Annotated in this window: 19 protein-coding genes; all 19 read right to left on the reverse strand. The window is 58.1% G+C overall.

Annotation, left to right across the window (positions count from 1 at the left end; all coding sequences use genetic code 11):
- Position 1: 1 nt before the first annotated feature.
- A complete protein-coding gene (locus tag HGI46_RS18445; protein ID WP_168905365.1) occupies positions 2–1,144 on the reverse strand; it encodes a hypothetical protein in 1,143 nt (380 codons plus the stop codon).
- Positions 1,141–2,292, reverse strand: coding sequence for a hypothetical protein (locus tag HGI46_RS18450; RefSeq protein ID WP_118074341.1), 1,152 nt, complete (start codon positions 2,290–2,292; stop codon positions 1,141–1,143). The genes HGI46_RS18445 and HGI46_RS18450 overlap by 4 nt, the downstream gene beginning before the upstream one ends.
- Positions 2,293–2,794: 502 nt before the next feature.
- Complete coding sequence (locus HGI46_RS18455; RefSeq protein WP_118074830.1) at positions 2,795–3,892, reverse strand: cupin domain-containing protein; 1,098 nt, start codon at positions 3,890–3,892, stop codon at positions 2,795–2,797.
- 22 nt (positions 3,893–3,914) lie between these two features.
- Positions 3,915–4,562 carry a maleylacetoacetate isomerase gene (gene maiA / locus HGI46_RS18460; RefSeq protein WP_125955312.1) on the reverse strand — a complete coding sequence of 216 codons (648 nt, stop codon included), beginning with the start codon at positions 4,560–4,562 and terminating at the stop codon, positions 3,915–3,917.
- Positions 4,559–5,257: a fumarylacetoacetate hydrolase family protein gene (locus tag HGI46_RS18465; protein ID WP_199558135.1), complete on the reverse strand. Its 699-nt coding sequence runs from the start codon at positions 5,255–5,257 to the stop codon at positions 4,559–4,561. Before HGI46_RS18465 ends, maiA begins: the two co-directional genes overlap by 4 nt.
- A gap of 50 nt (positions 5,258–5,307) precedes the next feature.
- Entirely contained in the window at positions 5,308–6,507 is a 1,200-nt protein-coding gene (locus HGI46_RS18470; protein ID WP_158453967.1) for an FAD-dependent monooxygenase, read from the reverse strand.
- 79 nt (positions 6,508–6,586) lie between these two features.
- Positions 6,587–8,281 (reverse strand): aryl-sulfate sulfotransferase, encoded by a 1,695-nt coding sequence (locus HGI46_RS18475; RefSeq protein ID WP_168852293.1) that lies wholly within the window; start codon positions 8,279–8,281, stop codon positions 6,587–6,589.
- A 79-nt stretch (positions 8,282–8,360) separates the two neighbouring features.
- Positions 8,361–8,798: a VOC family protein gene (locus tag HGI46_RS18480; protein ID WP_158453966.1), complete on the reverse strand. Its 438-nt coding sequence runs from the start codon at positions 8,796–8,798 to the stop codon at positions 8,361–8,363.
- Positions 8,795–9,037 carry a lipoyl domain-containing protein gene (locus HGI46_RS18485; protein ID WP_118074345.1) on the reverse strand — a complete coding sequence of 81 codons (243 nt, stop codon included), beginning with the start codon at positions 9,035–9,037 and terminating at the stop codon, positions 8,795–8,797. Before HGI46_RS18485 ends, HGI46_RS18480 begins: the two co-directional genes overlap by 4 nt.
- Positions 9,034–10,017 (reverse strand): transketolase C-terminal domain-containing protein, encoded by a 984-nt coding sequence (locus tag HGI46_RS18490; protein WP_118074346.1) that lies wholly within the window; start codon positions 10,015–10,017, stop codon positions 9,034–9,036. Before HGI46_RS18490 ends, HGI46_RS18485 begins: the two co-directional genes overlap by 4 nt.
- 2 nt (positions 10,018–10,019) lie before the next feature.
- Entirely contained in the window at positions 10,020–10,967 is a 948-nt protein-coding gene (locus HGI46_RS18495; RefSeq protein ID WP_162896116.1) for a thiamine pyrophosphate-dependent dehydrogenase E1 component subunit alpha, read from the reverse strand.
- Between the two features lie 41 nt (positions 10,968–11,008).
- Positions 11,009–12,436 carry an aldehyde dehydrogenase family protein gene (locus HGI46_RS18500; protein ID WP_168454872.1) on the reverse strand — a complete coding sequence of 476 codons (1,428 nt, stop codon included), beginning with the start codon at positions 12,434–12,436 and terminating at the stop codon, positions 11,009–11,011.
- On the reverse strand, positions 12,433–14,049 hold the full coding sequence (locus HGI46_RS18505; RefSeq protein WP_168905366.1) for a sulfatase-like hydrolase/transferase: 1,617 nt from the start codon (positions 14,047–14,049) through the stop codon (positions 12,433–12,435). Before HGI46_RS18505 ends, HGI46_RS18500 begins: the two co-directional genes overlap by 4 nt.
- Positions 14,050–14,051: 2 nt before the next feature.
- A complete protein-coding gene (locus HGI46_RS18510) occupies positions 14,052–15,497 on the reverse strand; it encodes an aldehyde dehydrogenase family protein (protein WP_168905369.1) in 1,446 nt (481 codons plus the stop codon).
- 13 nt (positions 15,498–15,510) lie between these two features.
- Positions 15,511–16,221, reverse strand: coding sequence for an SDR family oxidoreductase (locus HGI46_RS18515; protein ID WP_118074350.1), 711 nt, complete (start codon positions 16,219–16,221; stop codon positions 15,511–15,513).
- The gene (locus tag HGI46_RS18520) at positions 16,221–16,991 is read right to left on the reverse strand and encodes an SDR family oxidoreductase (RefSeq protein WP_118074351.1); all 771 of its coding nucleotides are present in this window, start codon (positions 16,989–16,991) and stop codon (positions 16,221–16,223) included. Before HGI46_RS18520 ends, HGI46_RS18515 begins: the two co-directional genes overlap by 1 nt.
- Positions 16,988–17,683 carry a GntR family transcriptional regulator gene (locus tag HGI46_RS18525; RefSeq protein WP_118074352.1) on the reverse strand — a complete coding sequence of 232 codons (696 nt, stop codon included), beginning with the start codon at positions 17,681–17,683 and terminating at the stop codon, positions 16,988–16,990. The genes HGI46_RS18520 and HGI46_RS18525 overlap by 4 nt, the downstream gene beginning before the upstream one ends.
- 402 nt (positions 17,684–18,085) lie before the next feature.
- Positions 18,086–18,301, reverse strand: a complete 216-nt coding sequence (locus tag HGI46_RS18530; protein ID WP_118074353.1) for an AlpA family transcriptional regulator — start codon at positions 18,299–18,301, stop codon at positions 18,086–18,088.
- A gap of 69 nt (positions 18,302–18,370) precedes the next feature.
- Positions 18,371–18,732: transcriptional regulator (locus HGI46_RS18535; protein ID WP_168905367.1), on the reverse strand; the 362-nt coding region annotated here is incomplete at its 5' end.

The following is an 18,732-nucleotide window of genomic DNA, read 5'->3' on the forward strand; positions in this document are numbered from 1 at the left end:
ATCAGCGGACCACATTATAGTCTTTGTGGTAGCTCTGCGCCCAATCTTTTTCAACAAGCTGCTTCCAGCCGACATGGCACTGGGCCAGAAGGTTAAAGTATGAAACCAATGGTCCACCCTCCCCCAGCTGATCATAAAATATCTTAGCCTCTATACGCTTCGGCTCTAAAACTTCATAAATGCGATTGTTCAGTAAATTGAAAAATTTGACATCTTGCATCTCTTTAGCCAACCAAAGAGCTGAAAAAATATCCTCTAGTTGAAAACCAAGAGGTGTTACGAAAGACTGTCCAGACTTCCCTTTCAACGCCCCTAAATCGATCCGCATCAATTCGTCAGAAAATGCGAACTTAAACTGCTCCCAAAGCGCCTCAGCTTCCTGCGGCCTGAAATAATGCATCAGGTTAAGTGCCAACGCATTGGATCTTGGTCGAATATTTCTAGAGATCCAAAATGACTCTCTATTCATTTCCTGCTTGTCGAAACCAAAACTTCCAGTTTGCAGTGATTCGAAGAACAGTCCTGATTTATCATCGCGTAACAGAACGCCTATACCGTCCAGAATTTTGTCATTATCGTCGGAATAAGTTGTCCCATGAATCTTATCATGAATTTCAAATGCAAGCATCGCCAGTAGATTTGGAAACATTTCGAACCTACCGGTCACAGTTTCAAGCGCGAAAATATTTTGCGCAGATTGGTAATTGTTAATGATCTTTCCTTTTATTTCTTCGATGAATGCGCGAGATTTTTCATCGAATTGCCCCCTTCCGCTGACCAATCGGTAGAATTCATACGACAGGGCGCTCAGGACGACGCGGACATTTTCAGAATCGTACATATTCAATGGGTTGGAAAGATTTGGATTACAGATATTTTTTGCGGTCAGGTTAAGATTATACTCAACCTCTCTGGTTCTGAACGGGTCAATATAGGCTACAGATGGCAAAGTCAGGGCCATGAAGCCCATGGCCTTGTAAAAAGCGACCCCCGAACCAGGAACGTGACAGACGTGGCAATTATTGTAGCAAGCCAGGTCCAGGTCGAACAGAAGCGTCCTGTAATGCGCCTCAACTTGATCTGTGAACCGCCCGTCTTCAACCATCGCCCAGATGTCTTGGCGCGAAGCCTCTGCACCGATCATGACAACACCGCCCGATGCCGGGCCCTCAGCGCGCTCCAATCATGCTGAAAGACCGCGTTCCAGGATTCGTGAAGGGCGCCCCATAGGATGTAGCTGTTGGCGTGATGCTCTTCCCCATTTGTCACTTCGACGAGGCGGACCCTTCCGTCGACATACGCAATACCAGACGTCTTACCCAGGTACTTCATAAAACCAGCCCAAAGGTCAGGGTCCTGATACTCCCTCGCCAAGCCGAGCGCATATAGAAGCCCGAAACTCTCCTCCAGCCCCATGGCGGGATCGGAGGCATGGACACATTCCTTGAGGTAGAGCGCGCCATCCGGTTGCTGCGCAACGAGCAGACGCTTGAAGTTCTCATAGCCGGTCTGCATGTCTGCCGGATTGGTATAATGCAATTGGGTCAGTCCCCAGGTGTTGCAAGCGCCGGACAGATAGGCTTCAGCCTGGTCATGGGAGGGATGATACTTGTACAGTATCATCTTGGTCACTGGATCACTGATCCTGTCTGCAATGAAATCAGCAACTCTTTTTCCATATTCATTGTAGTAATTCGTTCCAAAAATTAAGTCATGTATCGACATTCCGATGACTATCTGGGAATTACATACAGGAAAATATTGATCATCTTCACAAACTATACCTTCAAATCCCTCATTTTCGCTATTTTCATTCAACTCCTTTTTCATTATATCTGTTAGCTGAATGTACTCCCTCTCAAACTCCTGCGATCCGGTAATGAGCTGATACAAGCCGTACATGACGTGCAGATGCGCCTTGTACATGATATTCCGGCAGCATATCGGATCTGGCCCATGGCCGTACTTGACCCATTCGTCCCAGATCGGCGTATCTTTGAACAGTAGTATTGATTTCCTCAGACAGATTGAAGCTTCCGCGTACCGGGCTTCCTCAACCATGATCACCGAGGGGATCGAGTATGTCGCGAATGCCAGCGGGTATTTCCACCACCCATGCATGTTGCGGTCCCACGGAAATGCGGCATTGTCCCAACCACCCTCGAACGTGGCATCGATCCGGTCCCGGTGGAAGTTCCAGATCATCTCGGCGAAATGGCTGAGTTTTCCAGCCCGCTTTTGCAAAAAGATATCCGCAGCAATGCTGTCGAAATCTGTGATTTTCTCAGCCATATTAAATCACCAATCCAATAAGTTGGGAGGACTTGCAGGGACAACGAAAACCGTCCTCGACTGCGAATCCATGGAATGGAACAACATTGTGAAAAGGCCGACTATGACCACGCTGCTGTCGATCACCGAAGCGCTGGTTTGGGTCGCCACCTCAACAGCGCGTCCTTTCCGCCAACCAACCTTTCCAAACACTGGTGTATGGTAGCACCATGGCACAAAGAGTCCAGTAGGATCAGGATGCCTTCTTGCACTTTGGCATATCAGGATCAGGCGCAGACTGGTCATTCAGACCTACTTTGAAGAACGGCAATGATGCTCGAAACATTCCGCTTGAGGATTGCTGCCGCCTCTCAATACTGCTCACGTTCCGGCGACATCGAGCCTTGCCCGCTTTGCCCCGAGAACGGCACAGCTGCTCGGGTGAGAAGTCGGATCTATGGTCTTGTGGATCAAACGCGCAACCGTTCGATACCGTGTCGTTGCTCGAGCGAAAATGCCAAGCTCACGCGTCGACCCAACTTCGCATAAAGCCCAGCTTCTCCATGATGGGAGCATCCGAAAAGCGGAACAGATCGAAGCCTGTCTCGGCCTGCAACGACCAGGGGATCCACGACGGGACGACAAACATGTCCCCTTTTTCCACACTGTGCGTTTCGCCATCCATCACAACCGCGCCGTTGCCTTCGAAGACTTGGAAGACGGTCGAACCGACGTCACGTCTCATTTTTGTCTCGGTGCCCTCGAGCAAACGGTGAAATTCAAGGCGGATTGTGGGCATAACGTCTCCGCCCGTAGTTGGATTGATGTAACGAATTGCGGCATGGCCTGGGGCAACCGTGGCCGCATACCCCTCCGCCTCGAGCGCGAGTTGCTGCGTCAAGGCTGCGTCGGTATGCGCCCACCGGTAGGCACCGATAGGCGAGCTGACACTGTCCTTGAGCTGCGAAAGCGGGCGCAGTCCAGGATGACACCAGAGACGCTCGCCCCGGCTGAATTCTGGTGTTTCGAGGCGCGTAAGTTTGTCTGAACCAAATTCGAAAAAGCCAACGTCCATCTGCTGGCTGAACGGGATGTCGAGCCCATCGATCCAGGCCATAGACTTATCGGTGGCGTTCTGGTGGCCGTGAAAGTTGCCGCCGGGCGTTAACAGCAAGTCGCCTCTGCTCATTCGTACTGGATCGCCATTGACCACGGTCCAGACCCCTTCTCCTTCGACAACGAAGCGGAAGGCGTTCTGGCTGTGACGGTGCTCAGGTGCGACTTCACGTGGGCCTAGATACTGGATCGCTGCCCATAATGTAGGGCTGATATAGGCATGGGGAGCAAGGCCCGGATTACTCAGCCCGATCGCGCGGCGTTCGCCTCCCCGCCCAACGGGTACCAGTTCGCCCGAACGTTCAGCCAGTGGGAGCAGTTTTGACCATTTCCAGACGTGCGGCACCGCTCTGGACTTGGGATGAACCGGCATGAGGTCGCCAAGCTGGGTCCACAGGGGTAACAGGCTCTGCTTTTCGAACCCGCGATATAGCTCGCGCAGCTCGGGCGTGTCATCCGGCTGCATAGCATGGTCGACTGTGCTGTGATCGAGCGCTTCACTCATGATCTTGCTCCTGCAATTTTGGTCATTCGGCATCGGGCTGGTTGGGTGGCGCCGCATTGCGAAAGGCGGGGAGGCCGTCTAAGTCCGAAAAAATTCGTGCAATTGTCGGCCAGGTTTCAATTGGAATTGAAAAGCGCTGATTATTCCAGATTTGGCTGTAAAGGCAGATGTCAGCGAGCGTTGGAGCATCGCCATGGCAGAACTGGCCCGTCTCCCGACTGCCGGCCAGCATGGCTTCCAGCGGATCGAACGTCGCCGTTACCCAATGGACGAACCATTGCGCCACCGCATCGTCGTCAGCGTCGAACTGCGTGCCTAGCCGGTTCAGAACGCGCAGGTTGTTGAGCGGGTGGATCTCGAAAGCCACCATATAGGCCAATGACCGGACCCGCGCCCGCCCGAGCGGGTCGGTCGGGAGCAGGGGGGGGTCGGGGTAGGTTTCGTCGAGCCATTCGATGATGGCCAGCGACTGGGTCAGAACCGTGCCATCTTCCAATTCAAGCGCCGGCACGAGCCCTGCTGGATTTAGTGCCAGATATTCTGGGCTCCGGTGTTGATTCTTGCGCAGGACATAGGCCACATAATCATATTCCAGCCCCTTGAGGTTGAGAGCCACGCGCAAGCGGGTCGAGGTGGACGACCTGAAGAAGTTGTGCAGGCGAAGTGTCATTCGCGTGGGCCAATCTTGGTGATCAGGTCTCCAAGGCCCTCAATCGAGACGGTGCAAACATCTCCCGGGACAAGCGGGCCAACCCCCGCAGGCGTACCGGTCATGATCAAGTCGCCGGGCTTTATCGTCACCGAGTGCGACAGGATCGAGACGATTTCTGGCACCGACCATATGAGTTCGGCAAGGTTTGCATCCTGCTTGACCGCGCCATTCACCGTCAGCCGGATCGACCCGCTGTCCGGATGGCCCACTTCGTCAACCGGATGGATGGGACCAATGACGGCCGAATTGTCAAATGCCTTACCCCAATCCCAAGGACGCCCCTTCTCGCGCGCCTGGATCTGAAGGTCGCGACGCGTCAGGTCGTTGCCCACGGCATAGCCCCAGATATGTAGCGGGCTCGCCTCCACTGACAGGTTGCGCCCCTCTGTGCCAATCGCGACGACCAACTCAGCCTCATAGTGGAAATTCTCCGTCAACGGCGGATAGGCAATCGTGGCACCATCTTGGACGACTGCATCGGCCGGTTTGGTGAAGAAAAAGGGGGCCTCGCGGTTCGGATCGAAGCCCATCTCTCGCGCATGTTCGGCATAATTGCGTCCTACGCAAAAAATACGGCGGACGGGAAAAACCTGCCGCGATCCGGCGATGGGAACGAAGCTGGATGGTTGGGGCGGAAAGGAATAGTCGATCATGGAATTCCCCAAAATGGTTTGTCGGTGGTGGCAACGCGCGGCAAGAATAGTCACGCCGTTTCGGCACCGATCGGCACGGTGAGCGGATTGTAGTTGTAGAGCCACAAGCCACGGTCTCTTGCCGGATCCTTCCGCGCGAAGGCCTCGCGAAATTCGTCGTGGGTCTGAAAATGGAAAAGCCGCGCGTGTTCGGTGCTTTCATTGACTATCCGCGCGGTGCGCTCGATACGGGCCTTCTCATAGCCTCGCAGGGCCTCGGCCAGGTCGTCGAATTCGTTCAACGCGCGCATCAAAACGGCCGCGTCCTCGATCGCCATCACCGCTCCCTGCGCCATGTATGGTAGCGTAGGGTGCGCACTATCTCCAAGCAGGGTGACCCGTTCGGTGCTCCAGAATTCCAGGCGAGGCCTGTTGTTAAGCGCCCAGCAGAAGCAATTATCCTTGTCCGCTGCGTCGATCATTGTCTGCACATCTTGATGGAACCCGACAAAATCGGCCTTCAGGTCGTCCCAGGGCGCCTTGATTGCCCAGCCCTCCTGCGTCCATTCAGGCTTTTCGACACAACCGACGAAATTGAGCAGCTTGCCGCCATGGACCCAATAAACAACCATGTGCTTGTCTGGCCCCATCCAGTTTACAAAAATAGGTGGCTGGAAATCAGGCGGCAGCTTCTCGACGGGTACCATGACCCGCCACGCGACGTTACCGGTATAGCGGGCCGGTTCGAGGCCATGCATCTGTGCCCGCACAACCGACTTGATGCCATCCGCACCGATCAGCAAGTCGCCGCTCGCCATAGTGCCGTCAGCAAAGTAGAGGGTCACGTTGTCAGGGCCTTCCTCATAGCGTTCAAGCGCCTTGCCAAGATGGATTGCCGAGGGCGCCAGTTCACGGACTCTGGCTTCCAGGATGCCTAGGATATCGGGCCGGTAGACATGAAGATATGGAGCACCGAACCGCTCTTCGTGGCTGTCGCCCAGCAGGATCTGGCTGACAATCTCCGCCGTGTCGTGCAGGCGGAACTCCGTTCTGAGCGGTCGCACGGACACCGACGCAAGCCGCTCGAGTACGCCTAAGTGGCGCAGAACATGTGTGGCATTGGCACTAACCTGAATGCCGGCTCCGACTTCGCCAAGTTCGAGCGCCTGCTCGAAGACCTGGACGTCATGTCCAGCAAGGAGAAGCAGCCCAGCGGCCGTAAGTCCGCCGATGCCACCGCCCACAATAAGTACTCTGCGTCGCTCGCTCATCAGATGGTCCTCGGTAGAAATGTTGCCATGATAGCTCGTGACATTGCCGCCCGGTCGTCCGGCATGACCGACGCCACACTCAGTTCGCTGCCCCGGCCTTGTCCTCCCAGTAGATCGACGGCGCGTGAAAGCCTCCGTAGAGCTGCCACTGGAGAATCTCGTTGGGGTCGTCGAAACGCGTTTGGGAAAGCCGCGTCCCAGGCGAAGTGCGCGAGTATTCCTCGACCCGGCCGGCATACGGCACATCATCTACGAAGCGCTGCGTGAGATCATACTCGTTCTGATCGTTGAGCTTGTCAGTGATCGGCGGGCAGAAGCTGCGAATGACTAACATGTTGTTCGTGGTGGGCAGCCTGTGAGCATCGCCCATCGCCCAGTTTATGCAACTGTCTGGCTTCTGCTCCTTTTCCGAAGTCCAGAGTTCGGACACGGTCATCGCGCGGGGGTCGACCTTTATCTCGACTGCCCGGCTGTAGCTCTCGTGGAAGGGCACGATCCGTCGGCCGTCGAACGGCCGAGCCTGGAACATGCCGTTGTCAAAATAGACGATGGTTCCCCAAGGTGTGACGTGAGGGTGGTGTTGCGACCATGGAAAACGTGTGAGGCCAACGGGTTTGAGTATCCGTGATTGAAATCTCTCCGGCCAGCCCTGCGGGTCACTGAAAATCCATCGGATCTCCTTCGTCTTGCGGTCGATGGCGACCAGAGCATCCAGATGCTTGAAAGAGGCGATGACGAGATTGTTCTTTTCATCGAACGTGATCCCATTACCATGCGTCCAATCCGCATAGCCAGGGTAACCCCTTACGGCCCAATAGGGCTGGAACGTGTGATAGTGCAGCATCTTGGGATCGAGATGGTCGAACGTATCCCACTCCCAGACTATTTTCCCATCCGCATCGAATTCGACGATCTTGTCGCCCATAACCATGGTCGGCTTGCGCGGGGCCTGCGGATCGGTGACACTCGTAGGATAGTCCGCGATCTCGCGGCCATTCGCCGACATCGAGATATAGGTGCCCCACGGCGTGAGCGACGGTTCATGGTGCAGTGTCTGCAGTCCGGTAATCTGCGTTCCGCCCTGCACCGGACCAAGCCGGCGCATCTCGGGATACCATTGACGCAGGATGTTGCCGAGCATGTCGATCTTGACGACACGCTGGTCCTCGGTGGTGAAGATGAGTGTCCCATCGGGTGACGGCTTGATCCCCGCAACGCGCCGCTGGCTGATATAGTACCAGCGCACCTCCCCCCGGGCATCGAGTGCCAGGATCAGGCCCCAGCCCCGCGAGAATTGCTGCTGCGCCCTTGTCTGGAAGTCCTGCCGACCTGGCGCGCGCCGCCGCACACTGATGAACCGCAGGCCGGGTTCAAGCACTGCGCTGTCGGCGAGGGTCGTCGTCAGGGTCGGCCAGGAAAGCCCCGGTGCCGGGAGCTCCGGTGTGCGCAGGGACAATGATCCGGGCGCATCAACCGCGCCCGTCTTGTCGCTGATGCGAACGCGCAAGCGGATGTCCTTGCCCGCGCCGAGGTCGACCAGCGGTAGGCCTTTGGCGGGATCATGGCGCGGCCCGAACTGGACCTGCCACTGCCTAGATCCATCGTCGAGGCTGACCGTGGTGGTCACCGGACCGCTAGTTCTGAAGCTGAGCACCGCGGCCAGCGGCACGGCAGGATTGGGATTGGTCCTTACACTGGGCGCTTCGAGGAATGCCGGTTCCGCGAGCGCGGGCTGGCAGAAAAAGACGGCGAGAGGCAACAGGCGGCGGATCATGATCCTTCTCCAGGCTTGCGGGAGTCGCGGGAAATCTGCTTGTCGGCCGTAACCGGTCGAGTACGAGTATACGCAGACATCAATCCCCACCCGGCTTCTCGATCAGTTCGACGGTCAGACCATCAGGTCCGTAGACATAGGTCGCCCTTTGACCCTTGGCCGGCCCTCGTTGGACGCGATGGGGAGGAGCGCAGGAACCAAGCTGGGCCTGGACAGCATCGAGATCGTCGACATGCAATGCAAAATGGAAATAGCCTGTATCGCATGGTTGACGCAGGCCGATCGCGCGCTCAGGAGCTTCGTACTCGAGCAATTCGAAATGATAGGCGTCACGCGCAACATAGGCGATCTCGCGAACCTTGGCCCCATCCAGTCGAGTGATTCCAGCCACAGCACCCGGATCGAACGGCGTGAAGCGAGACTGCGTTACGAAGCCGAGAATCGTCAGAAAGTCGAGCGCCCGCTCCATGTCGGCGACTGTAACGCCGATGTGTTCGAGGCGTCCGGTATTGCTCACTGATCGACCTCGACCACGCATACCACATCCCCGACCTGCGCTTCCTCGCCTTCGGGAACGCAAATCTCGACCAACCTGCCATCGGCGCTAGCCTCGAACGCCTGGGTCACTTTTTCGGTCTCGAATTCGTATAGCGCCTCACCATTGGCGAAAGTTTCGCCGGGCAACTTATGCCAAGCAACAATCGTTGCTTCTTCCATGTTCATGCCGACGCGCGGAAGTTTGAGCTTAATCTTCATTGGTAGTCCCTGCAGTTCAACAGTTCGCGCACCACATCAGCAATGCGCTCCGCATTCGGATAGACGCTGCGCTCGAGCACAGGCGCATAGGGCATGCAGACATCCGGCACGGTGACGCGGCGCACCGGCCCCTTCAACATGGCAAACCCGCGATCTGCCGCGACGGCCGCGATCTGGCTCGCGGCACTGCAGCGATCACGCGCCTCGTCGACAACCACCAAGCGACCTGTCCTCGACAGCGAGGCGAGGATGCCGTCCTCGTCGAGCGGGACCAACGTGCGGGGGTCCAGGATTTCGGCTTCGATCCCGTCCTGAGCAAGCTGCTTCGCCGCCTGTTCGGCAAGCTTCACCATCGCTGATATCGCAACGATCGTGACATCGCTGCCTGAACGCCGCACTGATGCTCTGCCGAACGGAACCAGATGGTCACCGTCGGGCACTTCGCCCATTTCCCCACCGCGCCCGCCCGGCTCGAGGAAGATCACGGGATCGTCGCTGCGCACGGCTGACTTGAACAGTCCCTTGGCGTCGCCGGCATTGGATGGAACAGCCACATGGACTCCGCCCAAATTCATGAACAGCGGATATGGGCAATCCGAATGCTGTGCTGCGGTTGATCGACCCCCACCGAACCCAGCCATGATCGTGATGGGAAGCTTCATCTGCCCGCCAGTCATAAGGCGAAGCTTCGCCATCTGATTGGCGATGGCGTCAAAGCCCGTGTACATGAAATTGGCGAACATCATGTGCAGCACGGGTCGCCAGCCGGCCGCTGCCATGCCCACTGCCATTCCCGTCAGCAGCGCCTCGCAGATCGGCGTGTCCCGAACGCGATCAGGACCAAAGCGCTCGCGAAGCCCCTTGGTATCGCCGAACATGGAAATCTCGACGTCCTCGCCAAACAGGACGATCCGCGGATCGCGCTCCATTTCTTCGAACATCGCATCGTTGATCGCCTGGATCATCCGCCGCTTCGCCATGATCAGGCCTCCGCTGCCGAAAACATCATTGAACGAACCCGCGCAGGATCAGGATCAGCCGCAGATCTGGCCCTCTTGGCCATTTCCGCGATCGACGCCTTCACACGCGCACGGATTGCGGAAATCTCCTCTTCTGCGATACCTCCTTGGGCCAGAAGAGCGGCGCCGCGCTCTATTGGATCCTTTGCTACCCAGCTAGCGACCTCCTCCTCGCTGCGGTAGGGCTGCGACAGAAAATTGACTTCCGCCTCGACATGGCCGCGCGTGCGATAGGTGTAGGTCACCAGCAAAGCGGGGCCTTCGCCTGAGCGAACGCTCTCCAACGCACGGCCTGATACGCGCCATACGTCCGCTACGTCGTTGCCATCGGCTTCGAACCCCGGAATATTGAAGGGGCTTGCCCGGTCAATGATCCGGCCGCTCGTCGCCACTTCGGATCGAGTGAATTCGGACCAGCCATTGTGCTCACACACCAGCAGAAGCGGCAGCTTCCACAGCGAGGCTAAATTCATTGCTTCCATGAAGGTGCCCTGGTTGGCCGCACCGTCGCCGAAGAAGCAGACGGCTACCTTGCCATTTCCTTCCAGCTTGGCCGCAAAGGCAGCGCCTGTGGCAATGCCAAGCCCGCCACCAACAATGCCATTCGCTCCCAGAATTCCACGCGCCACATCGGCGACGTGCATGGTTCCGCCGAACCCCCCGCAGATGCCATCAGATTTGGCATGGATTTCGGCGATCATCGCATAAGGATCGCCGCCTTTTGCCAGGAAATGCCCGTGCCCGCGATGGGTGCTCGTAATCCAGTCTTCGTCTCCCAGGTGCGCACAGATACCTACGCCGGATGCTTCCTGCCCGATATAGAGATGCACCCCGGCAGGCAGTTCGCCCGCTCTAAACTGGGCCCCGAGATATTCCTCGGTCTCACGGATGACCAGCATCCGTTCGAACATGGCGACCAGCTTCTCGGGATCGGGATTATGATAGTCGTTCCTCACAAGCTCACCACCGTTGTTGTCACCTGGGAAAAGAAATCGAGAGACTCGCGTCCGCCCTGAGCACCGATCCCCGAACGACCAAGACCTTGCAGGGGGGTCAGAAAATCGCGGACCTGCCAGCAGTTCACCCAGTTGATCCCTGCCCGCAGCCGTGCAGACATACGGTGCCCTCGCGACAGGTCGCGGGTCCAGACCATGGATGCGAGGCCATATGGGGTGTCGTTCGCACGACTGACCGCCTCGTCCTCATGATCGAACGGGGAGACATGAATGACAGGGCCAAAGGTTTCCTCGCGCAACAAGGGCGAGTTATCGGAAAGGCCCGTTAGCACGGTGGCCGGATAGAAAGCGCCTTCACCAGGCGGAATGACTCCGCCAGCATGAAGCCGCGCCCCGCCTGCCATTGCTTGTTCGACAGCTGCATGGACCTTCGCGCGATGGGATTGCGAGATCAGCGGTCCCAGTTTCTGCCTTCCCGCCAGTTCGGCCAGTCTTGCAACGAACCCATCGAAAACAGGACGCTCGACAAAGAGCCGCTCGATAGACAGGCAGACCTGACCACTGTTGGCAAAGGCTGCGAGAGCGCTAGCTTCGACCGCCCGGTCGAGATCAGAATCGGCAAAAACCAACCCGGCATTCTTGCCGCCCAGTTCAAACAGCACGGGCCGAAGGCCCGCTGCAGCGGCAGTCATGATCTGGGTCGCGGCGCGCCCTTCGCCGGTGAAGGCGATGCCATCAACACCCGGATTTGATACAAGAGCGGCTCCCGTCGAATTGGCGCCGAAACCATGTACCAGGTTGAACACCCCCGGTGGCAGGCCGGCATCATGAAGGATTTCAGCCAGTAGTGCTGCAGAGCAAGGCGACTCCTCTGATGGCTTTGCGACAATGCAATTGCCTGCCGCCAGAGCCGGCACCAGGTTCAGTGCTAGAAGCAGGAGCGGGACGTTCCATGGAGCGATGACTGCCACCACCCCAAGCGCACGTCGGCTTGTATAGGCGATGGTCCTGGGAGCCGCTTCAGTCGCCATGTTCGGAGATGCAGCCCGGCCATGCCAAGCCTGTTCCGACCAGGTGCGCAAAAGGCTGGCATAAAGCCGAAATACCTCGATCGTGCGCCCAACATGTGCGCCCATCACCTGCGCGCGGGGCCGGCCAGTGTCAGCGGTCTCGGCGTCGGCAAGGTCATCCGCTCTGGCTGCCACCGCACCCGCCAGGCTTTCGAACAGGTCAGCGCGCTCAATTCGATCAAGGGCCTCCCAATCAGGTTGGGCCGCCCGCGCCGCGAGCACGGCGCAGTTTACAAGTTCCGCATCGGCTTCGTGTACCTTCGCAATCAATTGGCCGTCCACCGGCGACCGCTTTTCGAAACACCGCCATCCGTCCACCGGAGCACCAGCTATAAAGGATCGGATCTGCCTCACGCTTGCGCCTCTTCCCGCAAAGCAACATCAAGTTCTTCTGAATTGCGGATGCCGAGCTTGATGCCCCGCGTCACTTGCGTATCGGTGCGTCGCTCAATGCTGGCTGCACTCTCGGTCACCCGGCGCGGACGCAAGGCCCAATCGCGCAGGGCAGCTTCCAGTTCGGCGCGCACCTCCGCGCAACCCGGATCGCCCGCGCGATCGGTGAGTTCGTGGGGATCGTTTACAAGGTCGAACAACAACGGCTCAAAGCCAGGGCAGGCAATTAACTTCCATTGCGCGCCTACCACGGCAACGATACCGGTCTGATCAATCGCCTGCCCCAGTTCGCGCCGAAAACGCATTGTCGCATAATCAAATTCGCAGAAGCTGTATTCGCGAGTTCCCTCTTGTCCGTCGAGCAGCGGTATTAGGGAATGACCTTCCAGCCGGGGATGCCCTGGGTCGCCTCCGCCCGCTTCGACGAACGTGGGCAGCAAGTCGATCGCCTCGACCAGGGCGTCGCAAGCCAGTCCGCGCGTAGCGTCAGCTGGTTCGCGCGGATCGACGACGATCATCGGCACACGGATCGAAGGTTCGTGCAGGAACTCCTTCTCACCCAGCCAGTGGTCGCCCAGATAATCACCATGGTCTGAAGTGAAAACAATCAGAGTGTTTTCCATCAACCCGCGCTCTTTGAGCGCGCCGAACAGCACTCCCAACTGGTCATCCAGTTGCTTAACCAGGCCCATGTAGGCCGCCACAACTGGTGTGCGCACAGCATCATCTGAGAAGCTCTGGCTGACCCGTCGTCGCTGGAAGCCAGCAAAGACAGAGTGCGAGGTTACGCGCTCCTCCGGAGTACGGATTGCCGGGAGAACATCGTTTTCAGAGTAGGTCGCATGATAAGGGGCAGGCGCAACATAGGGCCAGTGTGGTTTGATGTAACTGAGATGCAGGCACCAGGGGTCGCTTTCCAACGCATCAATGCACTCAATGGCGCGCCGCGTGAGATAGGGCGTTTCACTGTCTTCTTCTTGGACGCGGGCAGGATAGGGAGCCGTCTCCAGCAACCATCCGGAGACCGGTACTCCATCGATCTCGACTGAGTTGACCCACTCGTGCCAAGGGTTCTCGCCGTCATAGCCCCGCTCGCGCAAGTATCTGTTGTAATCAGCCCCGAACCGCTTCTCTGCCGGCCAATGGTCGAGGTAAATCCCTTCTTCGCGCGAGTAGGTTTCGAAGCCGGCCTCAGAGATCAGAAGCCCCGAGGGAGATGCCGGATCGATCCCCCGCTTTTCCATGCCATCGACGTCAGCGCGCATATGGGTTTTGCCGACAAGCACGGTGCGATACCCGAGTGGTCGCAAGAAATCACCGATTGTCCATTCGTCCTGTCGCAATGGCGTATCGTTAAGGGTTGATCCATGCGAGAGCACGTATCGTCCAGTGTAGACGCTCATGCGCGCTGGACCGCATACAGCCGATTGCGCATATGCCCGATTGAAGCGCACGCCGCGTGACGCAAGCCAATCAAGATTTGGTGTTTCCAATGTCGGGTGTCCGTAACAGGACAGATAGTCCGCGCGAAGCTGATCCGCCATGATGAACAAGATATTCGGCCGTTTGGTCATAATCAGTGGCCGACAGCGGGAACAAAGCCCGCTTCCGAGAATATGTGCTTCGTCTCCATAAACACATCGAGGCCCATAAGGCCGTGTAGCCGTCCAATTCCGCTCTGCTTGTAACCGCCGGTCTCGGCCTCAGCGAACAGGCGGTTGTGGCTATTGATCCACACAGTACCAGACTTGATTGAGCGCGCGATCCGCTGCGCCCGGCTCCCGTCGCGCGTCCACACGCTTGCGGCGAGTCCAAAGTCGGTTGCATTGGCACTTTTTGTTGCATCTGCTTCGTCGCCAAAACGTTCAATTGTGACGATCGGCCCGAAGAGTTCATCGCGAACGAGTGTGCTGGTGCGATCATCCACCGCGATCAGGCTGGGCGAGAGATAACTTCCGCCGGCTGGTGCATCATCAGGATGTCCGCCAGCCACCAGCACATCGCTTGCACTCGCTACAATCGCTGCAAGCCGGTCGCGATTGGCCATGTCGATCACCGGCCCCATCTCCGATCGGGGATCATCGGCGGCGTTGACATTCAATGCACGGAAATGTTGGGCAAGCCGGTCGGCAACCTGCTCATACGCCGCAGATTCGACCAACACCCGGGTGACAGCCGTGCACATTTGCCCCGCCGCTGCCGTGGCCCCACGGACGATCTCAGGCAGAGCGCGGCCCAGGTCGGCGTCGGCGAAAACGACAGCGGGTGCTTTCCCGCCCAGTTCGAGGTTGAGGCGCTTGAGCGTCGCGGCCGAGGCTTCAAAGATGCGTCCCGCAGTATGGCGTGAGCCCGTAAAACTGATCGCATCGACCTCTCGATGCACCACCAGGGCCTGCCCCACCTCATGCCCGTTTTCGTTGACCGAGTTGAGCACACCAGGCGGCAAATCGGGAACCGCTGCCATCGCCTCGATCATCAAGGCATTGGTTAGCGAGGTTTGCGGCGCTGGCTTCACCACGACAGTACAGCCCGCTGCCAGCGCTGGCCCAAGACTGCGTGCCAACAGAGTCACCGGTGCGTTCCATGGTACGATGATCGCGGCCACCCCGATCGGCTCGCGGCTGAAGATTGAAAGCTGACCCTCGCCAACCTCCTGGACCCGGCCGAAGATCGTTCGCGCTACCCCGGCATAATAGCGAAGTTCAGATACGGCCGCGCCAACCTCCCCCTCCATCTCTGCAGTACGTTTGCCGCATTCCGATACCGATACCGCGACAAGCTGGCCGCGGATGCGTTCGATCGCATCGGCCATAGCCAGCAGGACGGCCGCCCGCTTTCGGGGATTGTTGGACCATCCTCCGCGTTCAAAAGCTCTCCGCGCTGCAGACACCGCTGCATCGGCGCAGTCCGTATCGCCTGGCGAAAACACGCTGGCTACTTCCCCTGTGGAAGGGTTGATCGTTTCCATGGTTCCAGAACCGGCATGCCAACTGCCGTCGATGTAGTTTCGAGCAAGTTTCATCGTCACGCGAACCTCACAAGATGCGCCATCCGCCATCGGCACCAATTGCCTCGCCGGTCAGGTACGACGACGCATCGGACGCCAGCCAAAGCGCAACCTCGGCAATCTCCCTAGGGGTGGCGGAACGCCCCATGGGAATGAACGGCTTCGGAAAATTCGGCAGGGCATCGTCAGTGACGATCGTTTCAGCCATGTTTGTTTCGACCAGTCCCGGGCAGATCGCATTGATACGAATGCCCTGGCTCGCATACTGCACTGCTGTCGCCTTGGTGAGCCCGAGAACGCCGTGCTTTGCGGCCGAATAGGCAGGGTTCCGCGGAGCTGCAAGAAAGCCCATGACCGAAGATAGGTTTATGATCGTTCCGCATCCTTGGACAGCCATCGCGCGCAGTTCGTGCTTCATGCACAGAAACACGCCCTTGAGGTTCACGTTCATCGCGCGATCCCATTCTGCTGCTTCGACATCGGCCAACATTTTGCCGAGCGGACCGAGAATGCCGGCGTTATTGACGGCGATATCCAGTTGGCCATGTCGACCGAGAACCCCAGAAACCATCGCTTCGACCTGCCTCTCGTCGGCAACGTCGCACGCAATATCGGCCTCGCTCGACAGATCGGCAGTCACGACTCTGGCGCCCATCGCAGAAAACAGGTCGGAAATTGCTCGTCCGATACCCGCAGCCCCGCCTGTGACTAGCGCAACCTTGCCGTTCAAATTTGCCATCAGATGTTCACCGAGCCGCCATCAACGAGGAGTGTCTGCCCAGTCATGAAGTCGCTGTCCGACGAGCAGAGGAAGATGAGCCCGCCGAGCAGATCTTCGGGATAGCCATCCCGCTTGAGAGCGCGGCTCGCGACTACGCGATCACGGTTCGTATCAAGATGTTCCTGGTTGGCGCTGATTGAATCCGACATGATCAGACCGGGCGCGAGCGTGTTGATGTTAAGGTTGTGAGCACCAAGCTCGCGGGCAAGAGCACGAGTGAAGCCTAACATCGCGCCCTTCGACGTGACGTAATGAGACATGAAGGGCAGGCCCTTATAGGCACTGCCCGACGAGATGTTGACGATCTTTCCTGCGCCCTTCCCGATCATCATCGGCGCAACATGCTTCACCATCAGAAATGGACCGCGCACATTGACGGCCATCACCTTATCCCACAAATCGACATCGAGTTCGGTCACTTTGACGTCGCCAAGGGTGGCAAACACCGCCGCATTGTTGACAAGGATGCCAACATCTCCAGCCCATGCTGCAACGCTCGCAATCCCGGCCCTGACAGCAGATTCGTCGCTGACATCCACTCGGAAAAAACGAGCGGCGTCGCGTCCTTCGACAGAGTTGATGTCGGCCGCTAGGTTTTCTCCGTCGGCCAGGTCGAAAATGGCCACGCGCGCGCCTTCCTGCGCGAGCGCGCGGCTGTAATGCACACCGATCCCGCGCGCTCCGCCAGTCAGGATCGCGACTTTACCTTCAAGCTTTCGACTGGTCATGTCTGCTCCGGAAAATGGGTGGTAATGAGGGAGAGTTCATGCGCCACCATCTGTGCGCGGGCCCGCTCGGAATCCCGAGCCTCGAAGGCGCTTACAATCTCGTGATGATACCAGCAGGCCCGCTCCATGGATTGGGCGAGCGTCGCATCGAGCCGACCCAGGACATTGAAGGGCGAGTTCAGAGCGGTCTCCAGGATGCGCTCGCCCCGCGGGCTGTCCGCCGCCCGCCAGATGGTCGCATGAAACTCGCGATTCAACTCGTCGAAAATCGGCCTTGCCTCGTCACCAAGCTCGCGTACGGCGCGTTCCATCCGGTTAGAAAGTTCTCGTAGCGAGGCGATTTCGGAACTATTGAGCCGCGATGCAGCACGGGCCGCAGCACGACCCTCAATCAACGCCTTCAACTCCATGATTTCGATCCGGTCAGCCTCGTTGAACTGGGCCACCACGTGCTTTCGGTAGCGCTCCTTGACAACAAGGCCTTCCGCACTGAGCCGACCAATCGCCTCACGCAAAGGGGTTCGGCTCACACCAATGCGAACTGCTAATTCTGCCTCAGGCAAACTCTGGCCAGCGACGAGCGACCCCTGTAGAATCCATTCCCGCAAGGCTCGATAAGCGACATCCACCGACTTGGGCAGATCAGAGCTTCCCGGGTTCGAATCGCCTCCATTTGTCATTGCATTGCTCATGGCAGCACCTCGCGACCGAATTCGGTCAGAGCCGTCATGCGGCAAGATGTCAGCTTCGAGCACCAACGAATGATCCCTTCCGGCCAGCGCGAATCTAAACCTCGTGACTCTTGGTATACCATACCTAGCTCTCCTTCAAGTTTTTGTGCCATTTTTCGTAATTCAAGTATACCCGCGTTGAGTGCGCGAGATCGCGAGAGGCAGTTTTGACCTTCCTCGAACTGTAAGTCATCCTCTTCGTAAAACCGGCGAGTTCCCGTCCATTAGGAGCCAGAAAGCAACAGACCAGAGAGCGATCTCACATCGGCAGACATTTGCACTGGACGGGCAAGCGCCGGATTGATGGTGTATGATCATCGCGGTCTGACGCGAGAAGTGCCGACGACATAGATCACGACAAGATCAGGTTTGCATTCGCGATACGGCGCGGATCCACTCGTCAATTTCCGCCTCAACCCATACGGCACATTTGGGCCCCAGCGATCGCGACCTTGGGAAGCGCCCCTCGCTCATACGCTGATAGATGGCGGAGCGGCGCAGTCCGACGCGGGCGATCACTTCCGGCAGGCGCAAAAGCCTCGCCGGCGGCGCTGCTTCGGGCGGTTGATGCGTGTGCATTTCATCTGGTATTGCATGCGGCATTGTTGATCTCATTTGCTCGGGTTCGGTCCCCTCCGAACTCTCAGGCTACCGCGACAGCGCCAGCGCGATGTCGCGGCCCACAAAATCATCGATGTGCTTGGCAAGCATTCGCGCCACCAGCTGTGAGGTGCCGTTGGCCCACCGAGGCCGCAGATCCTCAATCCGCCGCCCCAGGGTCCGCTGAAGATGGACTGGGAGGCTGGTGAAGAACTCTTCGAGAAATTCGCCCATCTCGCCATGCATCCACTCGCAAGCGAGCTCTTCTTGCCCGGCAAGAGCAAGGATCATGGTCGCGAGGGGGTGCGCTCCACAGGCGGCGAGCACTAGTGCCGCTTCGTCGAGCCCGATAGGCCGCTCGCCACGCGCTACGCGAAGCAGGGTCTCGCGGTGCATCCCGCATTCACTGG

This window comes from Novosphingobium sp. ERW19, from assembly GCF_012641315.1.
Taxonomy (GTDB): domain Bacteria; phylum Pseudomonadota; class Alphaproteobacteria; order Sphingomonadales; family Sphingomonadaceae; genus Novosphingobium.